This is a genomic window from Neobacillus sp. Fa239 (genome assembly GCF_055395235.1).
Genome location: NZ_AP041611.1, coordinates 2,382,510 through 2,406,767, shown reverse-complemented (window position 1 = coordinate 2,406,767; position 24,258 = coordinate 2,382,510). Strand labels below are relative to the sequence as shown.

The following is a 24,258-nucleotide window of genomic DNA, read 5'->3' as shown; positions in this document are numbered from 1 at the left end:
TCCTTAATTTTTCACCGCACGAACCTCATCCAAGATCTGATAAAGCGTAAATTTGCTGATATCAAAAAACTGACATACCCGGTCTCCTGCTTTTTTCACCAGGAACGCACCCTTCTGATCGAGGAATTGAATGGCTCTTGTCTTTTCTTCCTTTGTCATGTGGGAGACAGGCTTGTTGATTTCCTGCTGGCATTCCTGCAACAGGTAATCGAGCAGTTCATTGACGTCATTCACAAAGACTTCTTTTACTTCCTGTTCGAACGAATGCATAGTGATGGTCCGAAGTGTTTTCTCCGCCATTAATAAATCCGAAATATCCAGGTTCATGCAAAGGGCACCGATATTTTTCCCTGACTCATCCTTCAGATAAACCGTGGAAGACCGGAGGATTTTCCCGTCTTTGGTCTGGGTGATGTAGTTATAGCGGTTTCCGTTTCCGGTTGTGCCCCTCATCACTTCAAGTCCCAGGTTGGTTCCGGAATCCCCGACTCTTCTTCCGGTGATCTGACCATTTTCGATCGCCACGATGGTGCTTTCATATCCTTTTGTCCAATCGTGGAGTACGACTTCACATTTCTCGCCGAATTGTTCGGCGATGCATTCCATAATGCTATGCAAAAAATCACGGTCTAGTTTCACATTTTCCATGATTCTTCCTCCTATCTGCAAAATAATTTTTATATAGTCTAAAAATTTTTAATATTATGGCTTGTCTCAATCATAACGCTTGGTGAATCCGTTTTCAAGACAAAATATTCGGAATTTTTTCGACAAAAAATTTAAAAGTAACATTCGACAAAGGCATATAAAAAACCCTGATCCAGGGCTTTTTTATTAAAACAATTTTCCAATTCAAGCCGCGGTCGGAATGATGATTCCGCCGATCCAGTCGATGGGCAATGAAAGGGTCGTATGGATATCCATCGAAACGGTCGAAAATCCCCTATTTGGGTATTTAACAGAACCGGCTCTAAAATTTGACAATAAAAAAAGGACATCCAATTCATACGCGAATTGATGTCCTTTTTCATGTTTTTTATAAACTTGTACTTAAAAACAAAACCCGTTACCATTTAAGCGCTTTTTTATCTGACTTTTGCCACACCAGTAGTCAATTAAACTGCCCGTTAGCTCAACAATAAAATATGACCGCCGCAGCGATCATTGCCGGAAAACGTTCTTTCGCTCCAGCCACCCTTAGTCAAATAAGATTACAAACCTCTATCTTTATTCAACCATTCTTCATTATTCCATTCGGCATACATTCAACCTAAATCTGGGAAATCAATTGTTGCATCATTTGATTGAACAAATGCAAGTAGTTTAATGCCTTCAATTAGAAATCTCCACGAGTTGATTTGAACAATGTCTAAAATATGATAAGCGGCTTCAGGTTCCTTTATGGCAAATAAATTATAGTTTTTAAATATCAAGACAATCCCTATTTCATTCGGTACCATATCGGGTAAACAGTCATTAAAAGCATCCAAATTCTTTCCGTAATAGTTGGGGAAATCCAAAGTGGAGGCTAGATCATTGTGGTAGTTGTTTATGTCCCACTTTGAACAATCAAGGGAATATAATATCAAACCCTTCCCGAGATATTTCGGTTATAAATTTATCTAAAATCTCATTCCTCCAAAATAACTTAACAGAGCCATTTCATCATTTAGGTCAATAATTCCTGTAAAAAAAATTTCCGGGAGAGATGAAATTGTTATTGTCTAAAGCATGGGAAAAGTATGAAGCAGATAAACGAATAGAAGGTTTTTCGCCGCAAACATTAAAAGCATACAAACTACAATCCGTTTTACTATTACGTTATTTTAAAGATGTTCAACTCGATATGGTCACGACAGACCAATTAAAAGCTTACTTAGCAAAATCAAGCGATAGCCTCAAGCCCGCTAGTTTGGCTCATCGCGATCGGTTTATCAAATCATTGTTTCGATGGTCACATGAAGAAGGGCATATCCCTAAGAACCCTGCAGCTAAAATAAAAGAGCCTAAAGCTGGAAAACGTATCCCTAAATTTTTGAACGAAATGGAAATTGAACACCTACGTGAAGCCTGATGCAACCCAATGGAAAAGGCTCTCTTTGAATTCATGTTCTCCACCGGATGCCGAATAGGAGAGATTGTCACCTTAGATCGAAACAGAATTAATTGGTCCAACCGTTCCGCGGTTATAAGAGGTAAAGGTGATAAGGAACGGGAGGTCTATTTTAATATCCGTTGCGAAATCTGGTTAAAGCGATACCTGGATAATCGTGTTGACCGGGATCCTGCAATTTTTGTAACGGTACGCGTTCCTCATCGAATGAGCATTGCCCAGATGCGGTACATTATTAAGCGGATTTCTAGCCGTGCCGACATCAACAAGGACATTCATCCGCACCAACTCCGTCACAGCTATGCAACTCACCTTTTGAACAATGGGGCTCCGCTTGATGTAATTCAAAGCTTATTAGGACATGAAAAAAGTGAAACGACCCGGATATATGCTCAGCTAAGCGGGAGTATCAGGCAGGAACTATATAGGAAGTATTTTTAACAAAAAAAATGAGCAACGCGATTGCGTTGCTTTATTTCACTCTTGCACCCTTTAGTGGAACAAGGACTTCTCCTTTAGTGCATATTTATTTCGTAATGCACATTTGTCAAAAGGTCTTGATTAGCAAGGGAAAGATTTTTTACAATATATGGAATAAAATAATAATTAAGAGCAAGGTTAGCCCTCCATATACATGCCTTGTTTCTTTTTTATAGCTACAAGACTAATGCCCAGGAATTACTTGCTATATCCCATAGAATAGAGTGTCATATATTAATTGCCAACCAGTTATGAATTTTTAAGGCATCAAATGTGCCTTTATTTTTTTTGCGATACCTATTACTTTCAAATTCCATTTTCAAGGATTGTACTCAACTAAGAAAAAAACATCCATATATTATTGGGTAGTTTTTTCTCATTTCAAATGAAAAAGAGCTGCTTTCCAGCCACACTAAATTTAAACGAATTAGGTGATTCCCTTATTGTATGCTACACTTAGTTTACCATTTGATTTACTGTTTTCATGTTCCCCACTCATTCGCGAGTGGGGTTTTTTGTTTTTTAAGAAAAAAATAGAGTAGGCGCATGAGAAATTTCATGCGCCTCTCACAGATCCGTACGTGCGGGTCATCGCATACGGCTCCTCCACTTTATCCCCTTTGGGGATGTAGTTCGTTGTATATGTCTAAAAGAAAAACAAGTTTAATTTCCCGAAACCTTTCATTCGGAATCGCAAAATGAACGTGCTCAGTCTTAGAATTCCTCCATCTAGTCATTGAAAGATGCGGAAGTTCACCCTTCCAATTCCTTTTCCGAAGCTCCCTGTGGAGCTTTCTTATTTTTCTCCAGCTTCTTAACTGAATCATTCTTAGCCTTCTTCGAATCCATGTATCCAATTTTTGAAATAGTTTTTTTGAAAAGCCAATTCCAAAGTATCTTCCCCATCCTCTAATAATGGGATTTAATCGATGCTTGACGAATTCTTCCAGGTTAACTGTTAGATTTCTTTTCGTTACATCTTTGATACTTTTCTTAAACTTCTTTACTGCTTTGTCTGATGGAGAATGGAAATATCCTCTTTTGAAAACATACCCTAAGAAGATAAACGGTTCTTCGTAGTTGTCTACAATCTTAGTTTTGTCTGGGTGCACTTTCAATCCTAACTTTTCATCTAAGAGCTTCACTACCGTTCTTAGTACTCTTTCTGCTCCCTTTCGGGATTTGCAACAGATGACGAAGTCATCCGCGTACCTTGTAATACGGTGACCTCTTTCCATCATCATTTCATCGAGCGGATGCAAATAGATGTTCGCTAACAATGGACTGATTACGCCACCCTGAGGACTCCCCTTGTCACTCTCATAGAAAATACCATTTTCAAGGATTCCCGATTTTAAGAACTGCAAAATTAGCGCCAATACTCTATTATCCACAACTTCTTCTTTGATTAATTCGATAAGCTTATCATGAGGAATTGAATCAAAATAAGTCTTTATATCGGCATCAATTACAAAGGTGTACCCATCCATCAAATCCTTTCGGATTTTGTCTATCGCCATATGTGCACTACGGTTCGGACGAAATCCAAAACTACAGTCTAAGAATTTCTGTTCAAAGATTGGTTCAAGTATTCTTTTAGTTGCAGCTTGGAGAACTCGGTCTTCTACTGTTGGAATTCCCAGTGGACGTTTTGTACCATCAGCTTTTGGAATAAAAACTCTTCTAACTGGTTTTGCACGATATGTTTTCAAACGCAAAGATTCTTGGAGCACTCTTAAGTTGTGTTCCAATTCAATTTCATAATCTTTAATCGTTACTTTATCCACTCCGTGTGAACCGCGATTTTTCTTCACGTCATAGAAAGCTTGTTCCAGGTTTTGATAGTTCCATAATTTATCCATTAGGCTGTACCACTTGCGTTTCTTTTTAGAATTCTCCACTACACGTAAGCTTCGTTTTCCTATTGATTCATTCATGCATTCGATTCCTTTCCCAATACAATATCAACTGAATAGGTAAACCAATGGCTGATATTTGATATTAGTACTTCGCCCTAAACAACCTACTTTCTTTCGGTCTCGATTCTTCGGCTTTCTGCCTCATCGACTTCTGTTTAGTACATGACGAGTAAATAAGTTCGTATTGCTTTTCTTCGATGGACAGACGGGCTTCGCATCAGTCCACTGCCTTTTGAGTCAGTGCCCGCCTTATCAACTTTGTGATAAGTCACTTGTCTTTGTGGCGTTTCCAACAAGTTTATTCACTACTATCCCCTGCTCTGACTTCTCACCTTCCATAATCCATTTCTTGTCCTTCGCGGCTTTGAAAAAGAGTTACCACCTACGGTGGAGATGATGAGATCTCCTTGGGTCACGTTCATCGCCTTTCACTCGAATCCAGTCCTCATAACTAATAAGATACAGAGTGGTATTGGACATCCCCATTTTATGCAAGGTTATCCCACCTTACCAGCCAACATGGTTACAGCCACCTGTTCCGAGTTTTGCCTTCAAGTCCTCCGCACGAAATCTCACGATACTCGCACTACCTGTCAGCTATACATTTCCGCCACAACGGCATGTTAGGGACTTTCACCCATTAGAGCGATGCGCTGCCAAGCGCACATAAAAAACAGACTCTATATAAGAGCCTGTTTAAAGGATTCTATAATTAAGCTTTGTGTACGTTAGCTGCTTGAGGTCCACGTTGACCTTTTTCAACGTCAAAAGTCACTTCTTGACCTTCTTCTAATGTTTTGTACCCTTCGCCTTGAATCGCTGAGAAATGAACGAATACATCTTCTCCACCTTCACGTTCGATGAATCCGAAGCCTTTTTCGCCATTAAACCATTTTACTTTACCTTTTTCCATGTTTGTTGCCTCCTAGTGTGTAAACACACACAATGTAATACTATCCTTGCTCTCAGTGATCATCAAGACGAAAAGTTCAAACTCATACAAATCCTTTACACCGAACAAAAATAATTCTTTTTAAGAATAGCATTTTTTGTAAGATATTGCAAGAAAACCAAAAATCCAGCACAAAACTGTTTTGAGCTTACTATTTTTTAAATATAATCATTGCAGTATATTTTGTATCTGGATAAACCCCATACTCTGTATGGGTGCTTACAGCAAGAGGAACAGAATTGTATTTAACATCTATCAGCTTTCCTTCCTCTAATGAGCCAACAAAATCATTAACTACTCGAATAAGTTCTTCGAAGTCTGTACTTTGAAAACCTTTTGCCTCATACATTTATTCTCCCTCTTTTCATGGAACATTTTTTCAATATAAATTCCTATGAGAACAATATTTAAAACATAAGAAAAAACCCCTTTTAAAACAAAAGGGTTGTCTTTAAGTGACCCCACATTAATTCAAAAGTTGTATGACCGCACCAGTTGATAAAATTTTTAAATAAAATTAGCGATTTTTTACGTATCCAGTAAAAATAGAATTTAAAAGGAAAAATTAATACTTTCTAATGATGTTAGAAATTAAGAGGATATGAATAATTATGATTTGAGTGGTTATGATATTTTTCACAGTTACCGCGTGAAAGTTAAATAAATTAATTATCCTACCTTGTTGCTTAATAAATCTAATGCCTGATTTTCAGTGATACCTCTAATTAAACCAAGTTCACTAATAAACATCTTTCGTGCGCTTTCCAGCATCTGCTTTTCACTTGAATTAAGTGATTTATTTTTGTTTATCCGCATTAAATCCCTTACAACTTCAGCTTCCTCTTGGATATTGCCTGTTCTAAGTTTTGCGGTATTAACCTTGTATCTTTCTTTCATTGAAAGGGTTGTATCGGTTAGACCATGATGGAAAATGTTCAATACGTTTTCAAGTGTAGTCATATCGGAAACTAAGCGAATCCCTGATTTGTGTACTTTTGCAATAGGAATCATAACTTGCATTTTATTCATTAGCATATTTATTATATAATACTGATGTTTCTCACCTTGAATTTCCTTTATTTCTATTGCTTCAATAACTCCTGCTCCCTGCATAGGATAAACAATATAATCACCAACTTGAAACAACTAACCACCTCCAAATATAAAACATCTTAAGTATACCATATAAAACTCAAATAACAAATTTATCATTTTATCATTTGTTTTTTGTAAATGTCAATAAAATTATTTCTTTAGCCGTGTGTAAAAAACAATGGAATCGCCACCCATTGTTTTTTTACAGTGCGAAAATAGGTAAATTGTTAAACTAACCTGCTTACGTTACTCCATAAGAAAAACCGCCGAAAATGGCAGCCAGATCTCTACTAACATCTTTCGCTAAAGCCCCCGTTTGTTTAAGTGAAAAACTTCACAATTTGTTGAAGTACCGATTATTAACATTTCACTTGTTTACAAAAACCTACACTTTGGAATGCACTACTAATGCCGGATTAACGACTACATTCACAACTATTAAACACATACCTGAAATATCTGCAAACGTTCTTCAATTTTATTATTACGAACTAAAAACAAGGCTTTGGAGTCTAATTCCTTAAAAAATTGTGGCTGAAACAGAACTGATACTTTCATTTAACTTTTGCTTAACAATATATTAACTCACACTTAACAACCAAATTTTATTCTTTTATAGAACTTATTAAACATTTTGAGGAGTTGAAGAAAATGATGAAAAAATGGAAGAAAATGAAATCGAGGAAAGCCGCACTTGGACTTGCTGCTAGTATCGTTGCATTGAGTAGCCTTTTTGCAACGCCTAGTTTTGCGGCAACACCAAAATCTACCGTTCATAGCACCGTCAAAAGCGCCGGTCACCAGTATAACAAAATAAAACATGTATTATTAATCAGTGTTGACGGCATGCATGCGGCTGACCTTACGAACTACATAAAAAACAATTCGCATTCCTATATGGCTACATTAAGCAATCATGGAATCACGTATTCCAATGCATCGACTTCAAAGCCGTCTGACTCATTCCCAGGGCTACTGTCCATGGTAACCGGCGGTTCACCGAACTCAACCGGCGTATTTTATGACAACAGCTATGACAGAAAACTTTTGCCCCCTAGCGGCTGGAAAATGGGCGACAAGCCGGGAACGAACGTCCTGTATGACGAGACAATCGATAAGGATCTGAACAAAATTGACGGCGGAGGCGGCATCGACCCAACCATGCTCCCGCGTGACCCTAAGACAAAAAAACCGGTATATCCGCACAATTACGTAAGGGTAAATACCATTTTTGAAGTGGTCAAGAAGGCTGGAATGCACACTGCGTGGGCGGATAAGCATTTGGCATATGATTTATTGAATGGTCCGTCCGGAAAAGGTGTTGAAGATTTATATACACCTGAAATCGCAGCCAACGGTGATGCAACGAAGAGTATCAAAACAACGGAAGCAAATGATGATTTAAAAGTAAAAGCGATTGAGAATGAAATCGATGGAAAAGATCATAGCGGAACAAAAAAAGCTCCGGTCCCTGCCCTGTTCGGCATGAACTTCCAAGAAGTCAGCGTGGCGCAAAAACTTCCTGGAAATGGTTATAAAGATGGAAAAGGAACATTCAGTGCAGGTCTTGCTGAGGTGATGAAGCATACCGATGAATCGATTGGCAAAATCGTCAATGAGTTGAAGAAAAAGAACCTGTACGATTCAACCATGATCATCCTGACGGCTAAGCACGGACAAGCTCCTATGGATTCAGCTAAATTGAACATAACAGATGAAAAGTTGATCACTGCTGGTGTTCCGTCCAATCTGATTGCGCAAATGACTACTGACGACATTGCAATGATCTGGCTAACTGATCAATCGAAAACGGCTGAAGTAGTAGCTCAGATCAATAAGAATAAGAAACAAGCGAACATTAAGGAAGTCACTTCCTATGTGACAACCCGGTCAAAATGGTTATTTAATAACCCTGCTAAAGATTCCAGAGTACCTGATATTGTGATTCGTCCTAAAGATGGTGTTATCTACACGAAACCAGGCAAGAAGATTGCCGAACACGGTGGTTTCAGCAAAGATGATACGAATGTTGCTTTATTGGTATCAATCCCTGGAATGGAAAAAGGAATGAAAAACACTGATTCGGTCCTAACAACCCAAATCGCTCCGACAATTTTAAAAGAACTTGGATTAAATACTAACGCGCTTCAAGCGGTTCAAAAGGAACATACACAATTATTACCTGGTATTGAAAAAGAGTCATTTGAGAAAAAAGATAGAAACATAAAAAAAGATAGATAGTTAAGAAGAAACATAACAGTCGAGGACTAGTCCTCGGCTTATTTTCATTTAATTTAATTCAAACAGAATACGCTTTAGTGAATTCGCTTATAAAACAAACGCCCCGGTACATGAAAAGTGGAGACATTTTTTCAATTGTAGGCAGAACAGGGTTGGCACTAATAAGGGCTGGTCAGGCTGATCAGGCTCACGAAATGTGGAAAAGGGTTAAATCTTCAAGCAGTTATGAGGAAGCTCTGTGCATTATCATTGAATATATAGATTGGAATTGATATTTTTTCAGGAACCCGCATTTTAAGGAATCTAAAATTCAATCATTGATGCCCTATTCATACGGAGCAACACACACATCGCTGGTTCATACGTGCGGTTTTTATGAATTATATGGAGGAAGCAGGCACTCGTTTTCTCCTTTTCTATTACTCTATCGTTTTTTCACTATCAGTAGGTTTAGTCAATATAATCGCACCTCAATCATCAAGAACTAGGTCAAGATGTTCGCAAATTTTTTATCTATGAATTAGGTCTGCAAAAATATTTTTTTTTAGAAAGTGGTCGAAAGGGCAATCAAATCTATTATCTAGTAATAAAATATATCAGAATCTCAGAAAGGAGGGATTTTTTTGACATACGAAAATTATTTACGAAATCGTCAAAACCGCTTAAGTAACATGAGTGGATGCGATTGTGATAATGCACTTGAATCTGCAGCAGCTTGTTGTGAAGGATCACACCTAAGAGATGAAGGAATTAAAAGAAGATCAGATAATGTATTCTTTGCGGATGCTGACCTACAGTGTGCTACGATTTTCTGTTCTGGATCTGACAATGATATTGAGTATGATTGGACCTTTGAACGTTTATCAGGAGATGCACGACCAATTCTACCTCTTCATAAAGTTGGTAATAACTCATTGACAGTTGTTGGCTCAGGCACCTTTGCACTTACAGTGAAGGTTACTTTCCCTTGCAAAGTCTTAGGCGCACTTACAGCTCGCTGTGTAAGGACATCACAAACAATTATCTTTGAAATTTAAGACCTATTCATAGAGGAAAAATTTCAATTTTGACCTTTTTCACCAATGAAAATAAAAAGCCTAATCCTTCCATATTTAATTAGGATTAGGCTTATTTTTTCATGAAGCTGTTTCAAATGAGGGTATGAATGAGTAGTGCAAGGTTTAATTTAAATGCCACTTCAGGATCCTTCAAATTTTCACCTAATAGTTCTTCACATTTTTGTAATCGATAAATTACTGTATTCCGATGAACAAAAAGTTGCTTGGCTGTTTCGCCAATATTGCCGTTATTTTTGAAATAAAGGTTTAGTGTATCCAGTAAGCTGATCTTATCTTGGTCCAATGGTTGTGCAAGCTCCTTCAATGTTTTCACATAGAATTCCTGCAAATTTGGGGTAGGTATTAAGCTCAGAAGCTCGCCTACCGATTGGCTTCTCGAATGCTGGATAAATTTCCTCTTCCCTAAACGATAGCCCATATCCAATTCATTCTTTGCTTGCCAAAAACTAGTTTTTACGTCTAAAACATGTTCTACATAATTTCCCATACCAAAGGAAAAGGGAATGTCAAAAGTATCATCAATCAAATCCTGCAGTTTTTGCAGCCAATTAGCTATTTGCCCTTCTATTGTTTTGCTCAAGGAGAAGATTGGGAAAAGAAAAAGGAATAAATCTTCTTTCATAAAAAAGATATTTTTATTCATTTGATTCACTAACTCCACTTCAATTAGTTCAAGAATGGCATCTTTCCTATGATTATCGAGTGGAGCATCCCCATCGGGCTTTCCCACAACCATTAGATAATATGGGGATTTCACTAAACCATAGGCCACCCCTTGAGCTAAAATTTCTTGTTTAGTAGAGTAGGTCCCTTCCAAAACATGTGCAAAAAATTTATTTTTTTCACTTCTTAATTGCAATAGATGAAGCAGATTACCAGGTCTTTTCATTAAAATAAAAGGCAATGTTTGATTGACAATATCCCCCAGTGAGTGTGTTAACGGGATATCAATAATAGGAAATGCTAACTCGTCAGCCATCCGAATGACTGAATCGGGAATTTCCAGTAAATAACGTTTGGTTTTAATCCCTAAACCAGCACATCCATTCCTCGCCATGTCCTTAATAAGCGGCACTAGGTCTTCAGGATTTTCTTTAAACCAGAAAGCGGTGGTTACTAATAATTCATGCGGTTTTACAAAATCGATAATATCTGGAGCATCCATCATGGTCACTGTGTGAACAGTGCGATGGCACCCTCTTTTGCCTGCTATAATGCTTGCCCCTTCAAAGATGGGGATTTGCATGAGATCCAAAATTTCCATAAACTCTCCTACTACTATTTAGTTACGGTGACTAACGACACGAAAAATATTTTGTTATTTCATACAATGACAAAATATACCTTGTTCCCTTATATTTTACATAGACGATAGACGAAACGCAAAATAGGAGGAGACTATATGTTTTTGCTTGCCTTAATGAGTTCATTTTTTAACGCTGCCGTTACTTTGTATGCAAAAAAAATTATGATAGAAATGAAGAATAGCCATAGTTTTATAGTAACTTCTTTCATTCCCGTAAGTATTCTTCTTGCCTTTTCAATGCCGTGGCTTTTTTCATTTCAGGTGAACATGGCTTCGGTTTGCTTGTTAGTAATGATTATCCTTTTTGATACCGTATCTAATATCCTGTTTTTTAAATCTATGGAGCAAATTGAGGTTTCTAGACTCGCAGTTTATTCTTCACTCACACCTCTCTTTACCTTTCTACCCAATATCTTTATCAATGGGTTTCATACAAAAACGCTCATTTCGGTATTATTTATAGTACTTGGCATCTATTTTTTAAACTTAAAAGGCCGCAATCCTTTGGCTCCTTTAATAGAGTTAAAAAAAGCAGGTAACATGCTTGGGATTCTAGCTTCCGTCATGATTGGCATTAGCATGGTACCAACGCAGCAGCTGCTCATCCATGAGTGGACCAATGCTCCCACTCTTTACCTCATGCGCGCTACTGGAATTAGCTTTCTTATTTATATCCTTTATCGCCCGAAAATTTGGTTTCCAAAATTAAACGTATCTTTAGGATTACGTGGGGTTCTATCGATTATCCAATGGATGTGTCTTTTAACGGCATTGAAAGGGGCTGATGGGACATTGGTTGTAGCTTTGGCTTATACTTCCCCGCTTTTTGTTCTCTTTTTAGCCCGAATTTATTTTAAAGAGAAAATTACCATTCCGAAAGTGGCTGCATGCCTCATCACTATTTTGGGGATCGTTTGGACCATGATGGATTAGTGTTGCGAGAAGGAAAGATTTTATGGGGCTCTAGCTATATTGATAGAGCCCTTTTTACTTGAAATTTATCTTCTAGCTATCATCTCGATTTCAACCTGTGCACTAAGAGGCAGGGATGACACACCTAAGTACAATCTGTTAATCTCTTACCTGTTTTACTGAGTAAATCTTACCGTAGCTTCTCTGATACAGCTTTTAGTTCCCACTAAAGCATTACAACGGAACGTTACTCTTACATGTAAATCAAATGTACCAGTTCCGGCTACTTCTACTCGGTCGTCACCAACTTTACGTGAATTTCCTACGATTTTTGGCGGATTTTCCGAAATTGGGGGAACTGGAGTTAATGACCATTCATATATAGTATCCGAATCACTACCTGAACACAAAACTCCGCATTCTAAATCAGCATCAGCAAAGTATACACCCGAAGTCCCTGTATTTTTAATTCCTGGGGGTCTTAGGCGAGAGCCGGAACAACAACTATTTTCTTCACCTACTCCATTACAGTCACAATTACAATCCCCTTTATTACCGTTTCTTAATCGATTTTCTCGATTCCGCAAATATTGTTCGTATGTCAAATTATCACCCCATTCTACTTGATATAATATTGTATTCAAGATAAAAAGGATGTCATATACGCTTGTCCACTACTTTAAACATCAATTTTTATCATTTAGTAAATTATTCATTTGATACAAAAACAGAATGAATAGTAATATAGTATTATTTTAATAGAATATTATATTTTTGTAGAATATTTTGAATAATTTTTTTATAATTAAAGGCGGTTACATATTTTATTTAGGAGGATATATATGCAGAAAAATCACAGAACAATTGGACCATTCGCACTGACCATGATTGGTCTGGGTTCGATAATCGGATCCGGCTGGTTGTTTGGGGCCTGGAAAGCAGCAAAGATTGCAGGTCCTGCTGCCCTTCTTGCTTGGCTTATTGGTATGGCAGCAATTATGATTATCGGATTTACCTATGCCGAATTAGGGGCAATGTTTCCGGAATCCGGAGGTATGGTTCGCTTTTCGCAATATTCCCATGGATCGTTTTTAGGATTCTTGTCCAGTTGGTCCAGCTGGATGGCCTTTGCATCCGTTGTCGCCATTGAGGCGGAGGCATCTGTCCAGTATATGTCTTCATGGCCATGGGCCTGGGCAGCATGGACCAAAGACCTGGTCGTTAACGGCCAATTGAGTGCGCTTGGTCTGCTCTTCACAGCTCTTCTTGTGGGCATTTACTTTTTGTTTAACTATTGGACAGTAGAATTATTTGCAAAATCCAACACAATCATTACGATCTTTAAATTTTTAATTCCTGCTTTGACCATTATTGGTCTGTTAACCTCTGGCTATCATCCGGGGAATTTCACACAATATGGCGGATTTATGCCTAATGGTTTTTCCAGCGTATTAACCGCTGTAGCTAGTTCCGGTATTGTTTTTGCGTTCCTAGGTTTCCAGAGTACGATTAACCTGGCCGGGGAAGTGAAAAACCCGAATCGTACCGTTCCGATTTCTATTTTTGGCTCGATTCTTCTTGCTGGTATTATTTATCTGTTTTTACAATTCGCATTTATTGGTTCTGTACCAGCCAATTTACTAACAAAGGGATGGGCTGGCATTGATTTGAAATCGCCGTTTGCTGACCTGGCTTTGATCTTAGGTTTGAATTGGCTCGCTATTGTGCTTTTTGCAGATGCGTTTGTGTCCCCATCGGGAACCGGTATGGCATATACGGCAACGACAGCTCGAATCGTGTATGGTATGGAACAAAATCATACGTTTCCAAAGGTTTTCGGACGCTTGCACCCGAAATATGGAGCGCCTCGTCCGGCACTATGGCTTAACTTGGTTCTAGCCCTTATTTTCGCATTTATATTCCGTGGTTGGGGTTCCTTGGCTGATATTATCTCTACCGCGACAGTAATCACGTTCATTGTTGCACCAATCTCTGTCATGTCACTTCGCCGAACTGCATCACACCTTAATAGGCCTTTGAAAATTAAAGGATTGAACATTATCGCACCCGTTGCTTTTGTTGTATCGACATTGATACTTTACTGGTCAAGCTGGCCGATTAATGGCGAAGTTATCTTAATCATGTTAGTAGGTCTGCCTGTTTACTTCTACTTCCAGGGAAAAAACAAAAACCTTCGTCAGGAAATAAAAGGCGGTCTATGGTTCGTTGTCTATTTGGTCTTTTATTCCATTATCGCTTACTTCGGCAGCGATAAGTTTGGCGGACATAATGTGATCCCGTACGGACTTGACATGGTAATAGTTGTTTTGACATCACTTGGATTTTACGCTTGGGGTACGCGAAGTGGCTGGGTTAATGAATATTTGAAAGAGGCGGAAAAGATCAACGAAACGACTCTTGAAAAGAGACATGGTCACAACGATTTGGAGAAAGCGTTATAAATGTAATCGATATAGAAAAGTGGGTCATAATCTGGATAAATATTCCAGTTATGACCCGTTTTTAATGAATCTTCTTTTAAAGCAAGTTCTTCCATTATGAAACACCCATTCTTATATCCTTTCAATGAAAATTCACCAAAAAATGAGGATTAGTCCAAAGTGCAGTATGAACCCGGTAAAAACACAAAAACTAAAGACACGAGCAATTCTTTTTGATTCATCAAGTGATTAATATATAGTTAATATGTTTCAAATTTAGGGAAAAAGGAGTCTCATACAGTGCCAAAACAAATACTATTAAAAACTAGACCAACAGGTATGCCAACACATGAGAATTTTGAAATAAGAGAAACTGAAATTCCCCAACCAGGACAAGGTGAATTACTAATCCGTACCGTTTATATTTCAGTTGACCCTTATTTGCGGGGGCGTATGAACGATACGAAGTCCTACATTCCACCCTTCCAATTAAATGAGGTTATTTCAAGTGGTGTAATTGGCCAGGTTGAAGAGTCTCAATCAGACCTCTTTAAAAAGGGCGATCTTGTTTTAGGTTCTTTAGGATGGGAAGAATATTCCATTGCAAAAGAAACATCCGTTCGAAAAATAGATTCAACCATTGCACCTGCTTCTTCCTATTTAAGTGTGCTCGGAATGACGGGACTTACAGCATATTTCGGTTTAATCGACATTGGTAAACCAAAGACAGGCGAAACGGTTGTCGTATCTGGTGCTGCCGGTGCAGTCGGATCAATAGTCGGTCAAATTGCCAAGCTTAAAGGCTGCCGAGTGGTAGGAATTGCCGGTTCAATTGATAAGGTCAAGTACTTGGTGGAAGAACTCGGGTTTGATGCAGCCATTAATTATAAAACTCAAGATGTAGGTGAGGCCCTTAGAGAAGTGTGTCCGAATGGAATTGATGTTTACTTTGAGAATGTCGGAGGAAAAGTGACAGACGCAGTCTATCCTTTATTAAATAACTTTGCTCGAATTCCGGTATGTGGTGCCATTTCCTCCTATAATAACGAAACTGAGGATATCGGACCGCGCGTTCAGACCTATCTGATTAAAACGAGCTCATTAATGCAAGGCTTTACTGTTGGCAATTATTCATCACGCTTTGGTGAAGGAATCCAAGCATTGGCAGGTTGGCTGAAAGACGGCAATTTAAAGTATGAAGAAACCATTACAGAAGGTTTTGACAATACAATTGAAGCTTTTCTAAGTCTTTTCAAAGGAGCCAACCTTGGAAAAGCAATTGTAGCAGTCTCAGAAATTCAGTAATGAATTTGTTAGTTTAACGATAATAAAAGGACCACACATTTTAAATAACTCTAAAATGTGCGGTCCTTTTTCATCTGGGTTGCTTTTTGTACGTTCAAAAAAAAACGGGATCGCCTCCACCCCGTTATTGAACATAAGCGTCCTTTTATACAGGGTGTGGCACCCATTTTCCTACACGTTCAAAGTATGGATAAAAGGTGTTAGGATTAATGCCCAGATGACTGTAAAGATGGCAGTCAGAATGTAGGATACACTGGAGGTTGTTCCCTCTTTTTCCCCGATTTGAAACGCTTTTGCTGTCCCAAGTGCCTGTGCACCCAAACCATACATCATGCCGATGGACAATGGATGCTTAATGGAAAAGTGCTTCATTATAGCTGGTCCTATGAAGACACCGACAAAGCATGTCAACATACTAAAAAGAACCGTTATGGCAGGAGTTCCTCCAATGGATTCAGACAAACTGACAGCAATTGGAATGGTGACAATGCGAGGAATAATACTGAGCATATAATCCTTCCCCATTGCAAGCAGGTATGTACATAAAATGCCCGAAACAACAGCAATCAAGGAGCCGGCGGCAAGACTACATACAATCACGCGCCAATTTTTCGCCAGAAACGACCAGTTTCGATACAATGGAATGGCTAATGCAACGGTTACAACATCTAACAATTCATTTAGTGGAAAAGTGCCATTTGCATATTCTTTGTATGGTATATCCATTATCAAAAGGAGAACAATGAGCATAACAGGAGTGAGAATGATTGGTGAAAATAACAATCCTGGCTTTTTCTTATTGACCTTTTTCGCAAAAAAATAAAAAAGGACAGTAATCATTACATAAACAATCTTGGTAACCATCTCCTTGCTTCACCGCCTTTTCTTTCTAGGATCCTTTCGGAGATGACACCTGTTGCTATCATCATAAGTGCTGTACCACTAACAACAATGAATAAAATACTTAGTCCTTTGATGCCAAATATCCATGAATATTGCATAAATCCAACGACTGCCGGTATGAAAAATAACATCATTTCGGAAATAATAAGCGTAGCCCCCGCTTGCACCCAATCTAATTTAATCAAGCCAGAATGAAGACCGAAGAATAATAAAATCATCCCAATAATACTTCCTGGAATAGGTACATGAAGAAGGGAGACAATATATTTACCAATCCAGGTAAACACAATAATAACCCCAATTTGCCATAAAATCATTAAGCCCTTTTTCAAGAGCGACACCTCCGAAATAGAACAATATGTAACATAGGATCATTCTACTTGGAGAATTACGATTCGTAAAATACATAAAAGTCATCAAAACTATTCTATGAAGTTATAGTTAGGGTTTTCCTTCCTGAATATAAGTAATGAACTCCCGAACTGCATAGGAAAGATACTTATTCTTTTTATAAATCAATGCCAATTCCCAATCAACCTGAGGTGAAGTAATAGCAACTATAGAAACCTGATCCTTAAATCGGTTTGCTACCGACTCAGGAACGATAGATATCCCAAATTGTGCCGATACCATCTCTCCAACGATATCCCATAAGGAACTTTTGTAGACTATATTAGGTTCAAATCCCGATTGCAAACAGGCCTTCATTACCACATCATGCAGAACATATTCCTCGGAAAAAAGAATAAAGGCTTCTTCCTTTAAATCGGATAAAAATACTGATCTTCTTTCCGACAGCCAATGATCCCTATCAACCATGATAACCAGCTCTTCTTTTAATAAGGGGATGGATCCAAACATTTCAGAGTCAACTGGTAATACAGTAATACCCACATCCACTTCCCCTTGTACTACCTTTCGTTCTAATTGTTTCCCGCTAAATTCGACCATTTGCATATCAATTTGCGGATAAGTCTTTTTAAAACCGGCAAGCACGTTCGGAAATAACATCACTCCCAAAGTTGGCATTAATCCCATTTTGATGGTTCCCTTTTTTACATGAACGACTTCGTTTAAAGAAGAATGGATATCTTCTATCATTTGCAAAATTTTCAATGCTTGATCATAAACAATCTTCCCCGCATCTGTCATCTCCACTTTTCTTTCCGTACGATCTAGCAACTCCACTTGAAGCTCCACTTCCAGGCTTTTTATCATCTTACTGATGGAAGGCTGAGATACATGCAGGCTCTCAGATGCCTTCGTAAAATTCTTTTGTTTGGCAACTTCTACAAAATATTTAAGATGTTGAATATCCATTTTAAAACTCCCCGGTACTAAAATAATAATTCCTTCCCACCATACTTAAAGGTTTCATATTTTTATTTAAACCTTCTAATTCAACAAAAAATGTTGTCAATAGGGGTCATTAATTTGTTAAAAGATTTCTTTTATGAAAGTAAAATTATTAAGAAGTTCTCTTTCATTGATCGATACCCTATTCGTTAAATCTTTTGTTCTTAATACAAACTCTTTAACCCCTATAAATTCTGATTCACTAATCAAGTAAAACTGTGTTCCTTTTTTATATCCATTAAACCGCTTTTTTAGTCTATATAACTTCATACTATACCTCTAGTGATGAATTCTAATATTAGAAAAACGATGCCTTATAAAGCATCGCTTCTGTTTTAGCTATTTACACAGTCAAATCTACATAGAATGTTGGCTCAATATCATTCATACGTGCGTAAAGCCACAATTGTCCTTTGTGATGCGCCTCATGTCCGATTAGTCTATGGGATATGATATTCGAATTTCAGATCAAAATATATTTGATTATTTTCTTAAAGTTTTTAATGCACCACTCCAAGCAACAACTTGGTCAAGCATTGTATTTACATTATTAAGGTGTAATTCAGCTGGCTTGAATGTAGTAAAGTTTTCAAAATCGGTAAATAAGGACAGTGTAGGGTGAACGCGAACATCTGCAATCATTAGCTCTCCCATTATTCCTCGTAAATGTTCAGCTGCACGGGCACCGCCAGTTGAACCATAACTAACGATACCTGCTGCTTTGTTATTCCAGGCTTCACGAGCGAAATCAAGTGCATTTTTTAAGGCTCCTGTTATACTGTGATTATATTCCTGAACGATAAATACGAATCCATCCAAGTTGTTAAGTTTTTCATTCCAAGCTGCAATTCCTGGTTCAGTCCCATCTGTTGTTCCTAAAAAAGGTAATTGATAATCAGCAATATCTACAATTTCATAGTTTGCATCTCCACGTTTGTCAGCAATTCCTTTAACCCATTCTCCCACTTGTGGGCTAACTCGTCCCTGTCTTGTACTACCTAAAATAATACCTACATTTAATTTTTCATTTGTCATTGTTTTTTCCTCCAATTTAGTTTTTTAAATTTATTTTTCCAAATTTTGTGCACCCATTCCAATTCTCTTTAATAAATCAATTAGCTGTTCTTTTTCATCATTCGAGATAAATGATAAATTTTGAGAAATGGTTGCAATGTGTTTGGGAAAAATCTCGTCAAATAATGCTCTTCCTTCTTCTGTCAGTACGACATTAGAAGCCCTTCTATCATTTGGGTTTGGTTGTCTTTCTACAAGACCTTTCTTTTCTAACTTATCTACGACATACGTAATACTTCCACTGGGAATAGAGAATTTCTCACTAATTTTTTGGACAGGATGAGGACCTTTACTATAAAGAAATTCAAGAATCATAAAATTTTCATTATTAATTTTATGACTTTCAATGTCCTTCTGAATATTTACGACAACAGCTCTGGAAGCATTCATCCAAACACGAAACAATCTCAAATCCAGATTACTTTGTTCTTCCATCAGCAAACCTCCTTTAAACATTAAGGTAATTTTGGTTTTCTCTATAAAGGATAATCAATTTCAGATGGAATCTCTATTATCAGCATCCGAAGTTCTTCACCTATAGGCTGAATGGTAACTGTTTTAACTTTCTCTGAAGGAACCTTCACCAGAAAAGCAAATAGGTGTTTGCTTTGTTATTTTACCACCATCAAGCTCACCAAACACTCGTTCCTGTGGTTTAACAATTTGGATTTTCATATTATTCCCCATTTATGTTAATAGGATTAAAGCAAAGAACCAAAATTTATTAGTAATACAATTAATCCTAATATTAATAAAATGATTGGCATCATCATATTTTTGACTGAATCTTTAATTTTGATATGAGTAAAAATAGCCCCAATCATAGTTACAGCTATTAATAATCCACCCCAAGCAGCCAATGTTTCATTCCAAATACCTGCAATAACTAAAGCAGCCGAAATAAGTTCCACTAATCCTGTAAATACTCTAAACCATCCTGGATACCCATAATGTGTAAATCCTTCAACCATTTGCTTTGAACCGAACTTCATAAATCCAAACATTAGGAATCCTAATCCTAATAGAACTTGGAGAATAATTGATAAAACAGTCATTTATATTTCTCTCCCTTTACCCTAATATAATTTATCCTAATATTATATATCCTAATCTTAGGACTATTTTATCCTAACATTAGGATATATTTTGTGTCAACAAAAAAAACAGCCCAATTTATGGTTATTGGGTTGTTTTTTTATCTAGTATTCGAATTGTGTTTTATTAATACAGATAGGTAACCGTACGTGAAATTTTCGAATCATACGGCATTCCAATTTATTCGTTCTCTGTATTAAGAGGTATGAATAGGTTTGCCTTTTTAGCATACTACTAAACAAAATACGGGGTATCAGGTGAGAATATTGAGAAACGAATGGTTTGGAAAAAAGAGTGAGCAACAAGCGATGACCATCTCAGTTAAATTACAGGAGTTAAAGAAATCGGCAGACTTTCTTCATTACCATCAAGAAAATAAACCTCAGCCTTATACTATTTGTTATTATAGATCATTAATTGACCCTGAAGTCTTGCATCGGGACATCCTTCCTTATCTGAATAGCGAATCTGTTACTTCTTTGAGCAAGTTATACGAACAGATACCAATCACTGATAAAAAGATCTCCTGTGACTGGAAAGAAATAGAAGAGAAAATCTTACGCGGAAACATACTGATTCAGTTTAGCGAGCATGAATGCCTCCTAGTTCAGGCATCCTTTTTTGAAGGACGTCAAATAAATTCACCAGAGGTCGAATTTAGTGTTGTGGGACCAAAAGAAGCTTTTGTCGAATTACTTGACCGTAATATGAATCTACTTCGTAAACGATTACCCACTCCCAACCTTAGATTTAAGGAAATTATTATTAGTGAGCTCTCGAAAGTAAGAGTAATGATTTGCTATATCGATGGTATTACAAACGAAGAATACGTAAATACCATGACCCAAAGGTTAATGGACATTGAATTTGATTTTATTATGGATAGTACTATGTTAATTCAAATGATTGAGGATAACTCGAAATCTCTGTTTCCTCAATTAGTTGAAACTGAGCGGCCGGATCGTGTTGCTTCCTTACTCGGATATGGGCAAGTTGCCGTACTTGTTGATGGATCTCCAAATGCAATTCTCGGTCCAGCACCTCTAGCGGGTTTTTTTGTGGCATATGAAGATTACTATCTACCTTGGAATATCGCTTCGTTTTTAAGGTTAATACGCATATTTGGCGTAATGTTTTCCATTGTAGCAACTTCCTTATACGTTGCGATATTGACACACCATTCTCAAATTATTCCCAATAATTTACTGAAAACAATCATCTCATCAAGGGTAAATATCCCTTTTTCACCTTTTGTTGAAGTGATTGTTATGGAAATATCCATTGAGTTATTACGTGAATCCAGCATACGATTACCTAAAAGAGGAGGAAGCACAATCGGTACCGTTGGAGGCATTGTGCTTGGTACTGCCGCTGTCGAAGCGTCTCTATCTAGCAATATCTTGCTGATTTTGGTGGCTGTATCAGCTTTAGCTTCATTTACCACCCCTCTTTATCGAATGAGCAATACCATTCGGGTCCTGCGTTTTTTCTTTATCATCGCCGCACAAGAATGGGGAATTTTGGGGATATTAATTTGCGGAATGTTTATCCTTTGTCATTTGTTACGGTTGAAATCACTTGGTATACCTTATTTGGTTCCCTTTTATCCACTTCGTACAACGGACTTTGAAGATTCTCTGGTGAGAGCTCCCTTCTCCCACTTTTCTTTTCGCCCAGGCTTCTTTCGAACTAAGAATCCTAGGGCGTTTGATGGAAAAAATGCAAAAGCAAAGAAAGATAAAGTAAGGATTGATATCGATGAATAACAGGCTTAGCACATTTAGGGTTCATAAACTATGAGTGTACAGATAAACGAGCGATTTTTGGTGTCGCCTTTTCTAGCATTTTTTATTATTCACAGTGTTCAGTTTGGACTGGGTTATCTCTCGTTTCAAAGAGGGCTTGTCCAAATAGTCGGGCAGGATGCTTGGATTACTGTGTTAATAACCGGGATTAGCTTCCATATTATCATTTGGATGATATATCAAATTCTCGATACCCACCAAGGTGATCTTGTCTATATTCACCGAAAACTTCTAGGCAAATGGATTGGAGGGCTACTGAGTATTTTTTTCATTGTATATTTGCTCTTACTTGGTAGTACAGTTTTAAGAACCTTTATTGAGCTTGTCCAGGTATGGGTGTTTCCCGAGTTAAAAACTTGGGTAGTGGGGTTAGTTCTGCTTGTTCTCGCCTATTATATCGTTTCAGGAGGGTTTCGAGTTATTGTAGGGATTTGCTTTTTTAGCCTTCTTAATTATATTTTATTTTCTATTTATGCATTATTTATAAAGGATTTGCATTTTAGCAATTTAACACCCATTCTCCAACACTCAATCATAGACATTGTTAAATCAACAAAGCACATGGCATTTTCTTATCTCGGTGTGGAAATTTTACTGATGTGCTACCCTTTTATAAAAACACCAAGTAAATCAAAAAAATGGGTATATCTTGCCAATCTAGCAACAACTATACTTTATCTGATTACAGTTATTCTTACATTGGCTTTTTGTACCCAAAAACAGATAGTCAAAGAATTTTGGCCTACTTTGGCATTCTTTCGATTTGTTCAACTGTCTGCGGTTGAACGCTTTGAATTTATTGGGATATCATTTCAACTATTACGGGTGTTTCCTATTTTAAGTTTATCGCTTTGGGCTGCTAGCCGCGCAACAAAGCTATTGTTTACAGTAAAACAATATGTAGTTATCCCCGTGTTTTTGCTCGTAATCTTTATTATTATTTGTCTTATGCCAGATCAACGAAATATCGATGCTGTATCTTCTTTCGTGTCAACGGCTGGATTGTACCTAGTGTATATTTATATTCCTTTGTTATATATTTTGCATATTTTAAGAAAGGAAGTAAGAAGCCTAACATGAAACGGATAATCATCTTCTTGCTGGCTCCGTTCCTTACATTATCTGCTTGTACGCAAGCAGAGATTGTCGATCAAATTGCAATGCCTATAGTAATGGGAATTGATAAAACCCAAAACAATAAACTCCAATATACAATAGCTGTTCCTATTTTTCAGTCTAATCAATCTGTCTTGAACACGACATATACATTTTCGGACTACACATTGAAAAACTCTAGCCAGGTGTTGCAAACAGAGAATAACAAACCTATTTCCAACGCAAAAATATCAGTTGTTCTTTGTAGTAAAGATTTGGCTAAGGATGGTTTAATGAGAAGCATGGATACGATTCTACGAGATCCTAAGATGTCACGTAAAATCTATTTAGCGATCGTGGACGGGCAGGCAAAAGATTTACTGGAATCAGATTTCAGCTCGAACGAGGAAAAAGGAATCTTTTTAAATCAGATGATCAATGGTAACATACAAGGCGGCTTCCTTCCCGAAACCCACCTGCATCAGTTTGAATATGCTATGCTGGGAGAAGGAATGGATCCGTATATGCCACTCTTTAAAACGTATAAAGAAAATAAAAAAAATATGGAGCGTATAAAAATTTCTGGTTTAGCTTTATTTAGAAAAGACCACTTTGTAGCAACACTCCCTTTGAAACAAATGCCGATCTTTCGATTGATGGTTGGTAATGCCAATAAGGGTGTCTATCAAGTAAAAATGGAGAATCATTCATACGCAGCCGTGAGAAACCAAGGTTCGAAAGTTCGCTATGAAATTAGCGGCAGTACAAAAAAACCTGAGATAACAATCAATTTGACAATGGATGGAATCGTTACAGAATACTCAGGTTTTAACCTAACAGAAAAAAATCGATTGTATCTCGAGAAAAGCTTCGAGCAGCAAATTACTAGTACAGGAAAATCTTTATTACATACATTTCAAAAACTACAGATTGATCCCCTCCAAATTGGGGATTTTGTTAGAAGTCAAAGACGAGATTGGGAGGCTGATAAATGGCGTCAGAAGTATCCTGAAGTGCCAATTCGTCTGAAAGTCGATGTGCATATACTAGAAATTGGAGCTACCCAATAACCATCGAATCTGATGCA

Annotated in this window: 24 protein-coding genes and 1 pseudogene; 9 read left to right on the top strand and 16 right to left on the bottom strand. The window is 37.5% G+C overall.

Annotated elements, in window-relative coordinates; genetic code table 11:
* Window positions 1–3: 3 nt before the first annotated feature.
* From ACZ5XR_RS11555 to ACZ5XR_RS11545, 3 genes are all read right to left on the bottom strand, one after another.
* On the bottom strand, window positions 4–648 hold the full coding sequence (locus ACZ5XR_RS11555) for a helix-turn-helix transcriptional regulator (protein ID WP_464501799.1): 645 nt from the start codon (window positions 646–648) through the stop codon (window positions 4–6).
* Window positions 649–852: 204 nt separating this feature from the next.
* The gene (locus tag ACZ5XR_RS11550) at window positions 853–984 is read right to left on the bottom strand and encodes a hypothetical protein (protein ID WP_464501798.1); all 132 of its coding nucleotides are present in this window, start codon (window positions 982–984) and stop codon (window positions 853–855) included.
* 281 nt (window positions 985–1,265) lie between these two features.
* A complete protein-coding gene (locus ACZ5XR_RS11545) occupies window positions 1,266–1,589 on the bottom strand; it encodes a barstar family protein (RefSeq protein WP_464501797.1) in 324 nt (107 codons plus the stop codon).
* 125 nt (window positions 1,590–1,714) lie between these two features.
* On the opposite strand from ACZ5XR_RS11545, the pseudogene ACZ5XR_RS11540 reads away from it, so the two are divergent.
* Window positions 1,715–2,554 (top strand): annotated as a pseudogene (locus ACZ5XR_RS11540) (tyrosine-type recombinase/integrase).
* A 650-nt stretch (window positions 2,555–3,204) separates the two neighbouring features.
* On the opposite strand, the gene ltrA reads toward ACZ5XR_RS11540, so the two are convergent.
* The 4 genes from ltrA to ACZ5XR_RS11520 all read right to left on the bottom strand — a co-directional run bounded on the left by ltrA (window position 3,205) and on the right by ACZ5XR_RS11520 (window position 6,610).
* On the bottom strand, window positions 3,205–4,530 hold the full coding sequence (gene ltrA, locus ACZ5XR_RS11535; protein ID WP_464497298.1) for a group II intron reverse transcriptase/maturase: 1,326 nt from the start codon (window positions 4,528–4,530) through the stop codon (window positions 3,205–3,207).
* Window positions 4,531–5,224: 694 nt separating this feature from the next.
* Window positions 5,225–5,425, bottom strand: coding sequence for a cold-shock protein (locus tag ACZ5XR_RS11530; protein WP_071354810.1), 201 nt, complete (start codon window positions 5,423–5,425; stop codon window positions 5,225–5,227).
* A gap of 190 nt (window positions 5,426–5,615) precedes the next feature.
* Entirely contained in the window at window positions 5,616–5,813 is a 198-nt protein-coding gene (locus ACZ5XR_RS11525; protein ID WP_464501796.1) for a sporulation protein Cse60, read from the bottom strand.
* 320 nt (window positions 5,814–6,133) lie between these two features.
* Window positions 6,134–6,610 (bottom strand): CarD family transcriptional regulator, encoded by a 477-nt coding sequence (locus ACZ5XR_RS11520; protein ID WP_464501795.1) that lies wholly within the window; start codon window positions 6,608–6,610, stop codon window positions 6,134–6,136.
* Between the two features lie 600 nt (window positions 6,611–7,210).
* On the opposite strand from ACZ5XR_RS11520, the gene ACZ5XR_RS11515 reads away from it, so the two are divergent.
* Together ACZ5XR_RS11515 and ACZ5XR_RS11510 are read left to right on the top strand one after the other, a co-directional pair.
* Entirely contained in the window at window positions 7,211–8,800 is a 1,590-nt protein-coding gene (locus ACZ5XR_RS11515) for an alkaline phosphatase family protein (RefSeq protein ID WP_464501794.1), read from the top strand.
* A 623-nt stretch (window positions 8,801–9,423) separates the two neighbouring features.
* On the top strand, window positions 9,424–9,837 hold the full coding sequence (locus ACZ5XR_RS11510) for a hypothetical protein (protein WP_464501793.1): 414 nt from the start codon (window positions 9,424–9,426) through the stop codon (window positions 9,835–9,837).
* 112 nt (window positions 9,838–9,949) lie between these two features.
* On the opposite strand, the gene ACZ5XR_RS11505 is transcribed toward ACZ5XR_RS11510, so the two are convergent.
* The gene (locus ACZ5XR_RS11505) at window positions 9,950–11,143 is read right to left on the bottom strand and encodes a PucR family transcriptional regulator (RefSeq protein WP_464501792.1); all 1,194 of its coding nucleotides are present in this window, start codon (window positions 11,141–11,143) and stop codon (window positions 9,950–9,952) included.
* A gap of 138 nt (window positions 11,144–11,281) precedes the next feature.
* On the opposite strand from ACZ5XR_RS11505, the gene ACZ5XR_RS11500 reads away from it, so the two are divergent.
* On the top strand, window positions 11,282–12,118 hold the full coding sequence (locus ACZ5XR_RS11500; protein ID WP_464501791.1) for an EamA family transporter: 837 nt from the start codon (window positions 11,282–11,284) through the stop codon (window positions 12,116–12,118).
* A gap of 155 nt (window positions 12,119–12,273) precedes the next feature.
* Here the strand turns inward: ACZ5XR_RS11500 and ACZ5XR_RS11495 are convergent, their stop codons facing one another.
* Entirely contained in the window at window positions 12,274–12,702 is a 429-nt protein-coding gene (locus ACZ5XR_RS11495; protein WP_464501790.1) for a hypothetical protein, read from the bottom strand.
* Between the two features lie 237 nt (window positions 12,703–12,939).
* Between ACZ5XR_RS11495 and ACZ5XR_RS11490 the strand changes: the two genes are divergently transcribed.
* Together ACZ5XR_RS11490 and ACZ5XR_RS11485 are read left to right on the top strand one after the other, a co-directional pair.
* Entirely contained in the window at window positions 12,940–14,559 is a 1,620-nt protein-coding gene (locus tag ACZ5XR_RS11490; protein ID WP_464501789.1) for an APC family permease, read from the top strand.
* A 279-nt stretch (window positions 14,560–14,838) separates the two neighbouring features.
* Window positions 14,839–15,843 carry an NADP-dependent oxidoreductase gene (locus ACZ5XR_RS11485; RefSeq protein WP_464501788.1) on the top strand — a complete coding sequence of 335 codons (1,005 nt, stop codon included), beginning with the start codon at window positions 14,839–14,841 and terminating at the stop codon, window positions 15,841–15,843.
* A 171-nt stretch (window positions 15,844–16,014) separates the two neighbouring features.
* Here ACZ5XR_RS11485 and ACZ5XR_RS11480 read toward each other — a convergent pair whose 3' ends face one another.
* The 7 genes from ACZ5XR_RS11480 to ACZ5XR_RS11450 all read right to left on the bottom strand — a co-directional run bounded on the left by ACZ5XR_RS11480 (window position 16,015) and on the right by ACZ5XR_RS11450 (window position 20,231).
* The gene (locus ACZ5XR_RS11480) at window positions 16,015–16,707 is read right to left on the bottom strand and encodes an LrgB family protein (protein WP_464501787.1); all 693 of its coding nucleotides are present in this window, start codon (window positions 16,705–16,707) and stop codon (window positions 16,015–16,017) included.
* Entirely contained in the window at window positions 16,683–17,078 is a 396-nt protein-coding gene (locus ACZ5XR_RS11475; RefSeq protein ID WP_464501786.1) for a CidA/LrgA family protein, read from the bottom strand. The genes ACZ5XR_RS11480 and ACZ5XR_RS11475 overlap by 25 nt, the downstream gene beginning before the upstream one ends.
* Window positions 17,079–17,187: 109 nt before the next feature.
* Window positions 17,188–18,066, bottom strand: coding sequence for a LysR family transcriptional regulator (locus ACZ5XR_RS11470; protein ID WP_464501785.1), 879 nt, complete (start codon window positions 18,064–18,066; stop codon window positions 17,188–17,190).
* Window positions 18,067–18,183: 117 nt separating this feature from the next.
* Window positions 18,184–18,372, bottom strand: coding sequence for a hypothetical protein (locus ACZ5XR_RS11465; RefSeq protein ID WP_464501784.1), 189 nt, complete (start codon window positions 18,370–18,372; stop codon window positions 18,184–18,186).
* Window positions 18,373–18,585: 213 nt separating this feature from the next.
* The gene (locus ACZ5XR_RS11460) at window positions 18,586–19,137 is read right to left on the bottom strand and encodes an NADPH-dependent FMN reductase (RefSeq protein WP_464501783.1); all 552 of its coding nucleotides are present in this window, start codon (window positions 19,135–19,137) and stop codon (window positions 18,586–18,588) included.
* 30 nt (window positions 19,138–19,167) lie between these two features.
* Window positions 19,168–19,614: a MarR family winged helix-turn-helix transcriptional regulator gene (locus ACZ5XR_RS11455; protein WP_464502287.1), complete on the bottom strand. Its 447-nt coding sequence runs from the start codon at window positions 19,612–19,614 to the stop codon at window positions 19,168–19,170.
* A gap of 263 nt (window positions 19,615–19,877) precedes the next feature.
* Window positions 19,878–20,231, bottom strand: a complete 354-nt coding sequence (locus tag ACZ5XR_RS11450) for a DoxX family protein (protein ID WP_464501782.1) — start codon at window positions 20,229–20,231, stop codon at window positions 19,878–19,880.
* A 306-nt stretch (window positions 20,232–20,537) separates the two neighbouring features.
* On the opposite strand from ACZ5XR_RS11450, the gene ACZ5XR_RS11445 reads away from it, so the two are divergent.
* The 3 genes from ACZ5XR_RS11445 to ACZ5XR_RS11435 are packed head-to-tail and all read left to right on the top strand — an operon-like array spanning window position 20,538 to window position 24,241.
* Window positions 20,538–22,037: a spore germination protein gene (locus ACZ5XR_RS11445; protein ID WP_464501781.1), complete on the top strand. Its 1,500-nt coding sequence runs from the start codon at window positions 20,538–20,540 to the stop codon at window positions 22,035–22,037.
* A 30-nt stretch (window positions 22,038–22,067) separates the two neighbouring features.
* Window positions 22,068–23,156 carry a GerAB/ArcD/ProY family transporter gene (locus tag ACZ5XR_RS11440; protein ID WP_464501780.1) on the top strand — a complete coding sequence of 363 codons (1,089 nt, stop codon included), beginning with the start codon at window positions 22,068–22,070 and terminating at the stop codon, window positions 23,154–23,156.
* Window positions 23,153–24,241 carry a Ger(x)C family spore germination protein gene (locus ACZ5XR_RS11435; RefSeq protein WP_464501779.1) on the top strand — a complete coding sequence of 363 codons (1,089 nt, stop codon included), beginning with the start codon at window positions 23,153–23,155 and terminating at the stop codon, window positions 24,239–24,241. Before ACZ5XR_RS11440 ends, ACZ5XR_RS11435 begins: the two co-directional genes overlap by 4 nt.
* The last annotated feature ends 17 nt before the right edge of the window (window positions 24,242–24,258 follow it).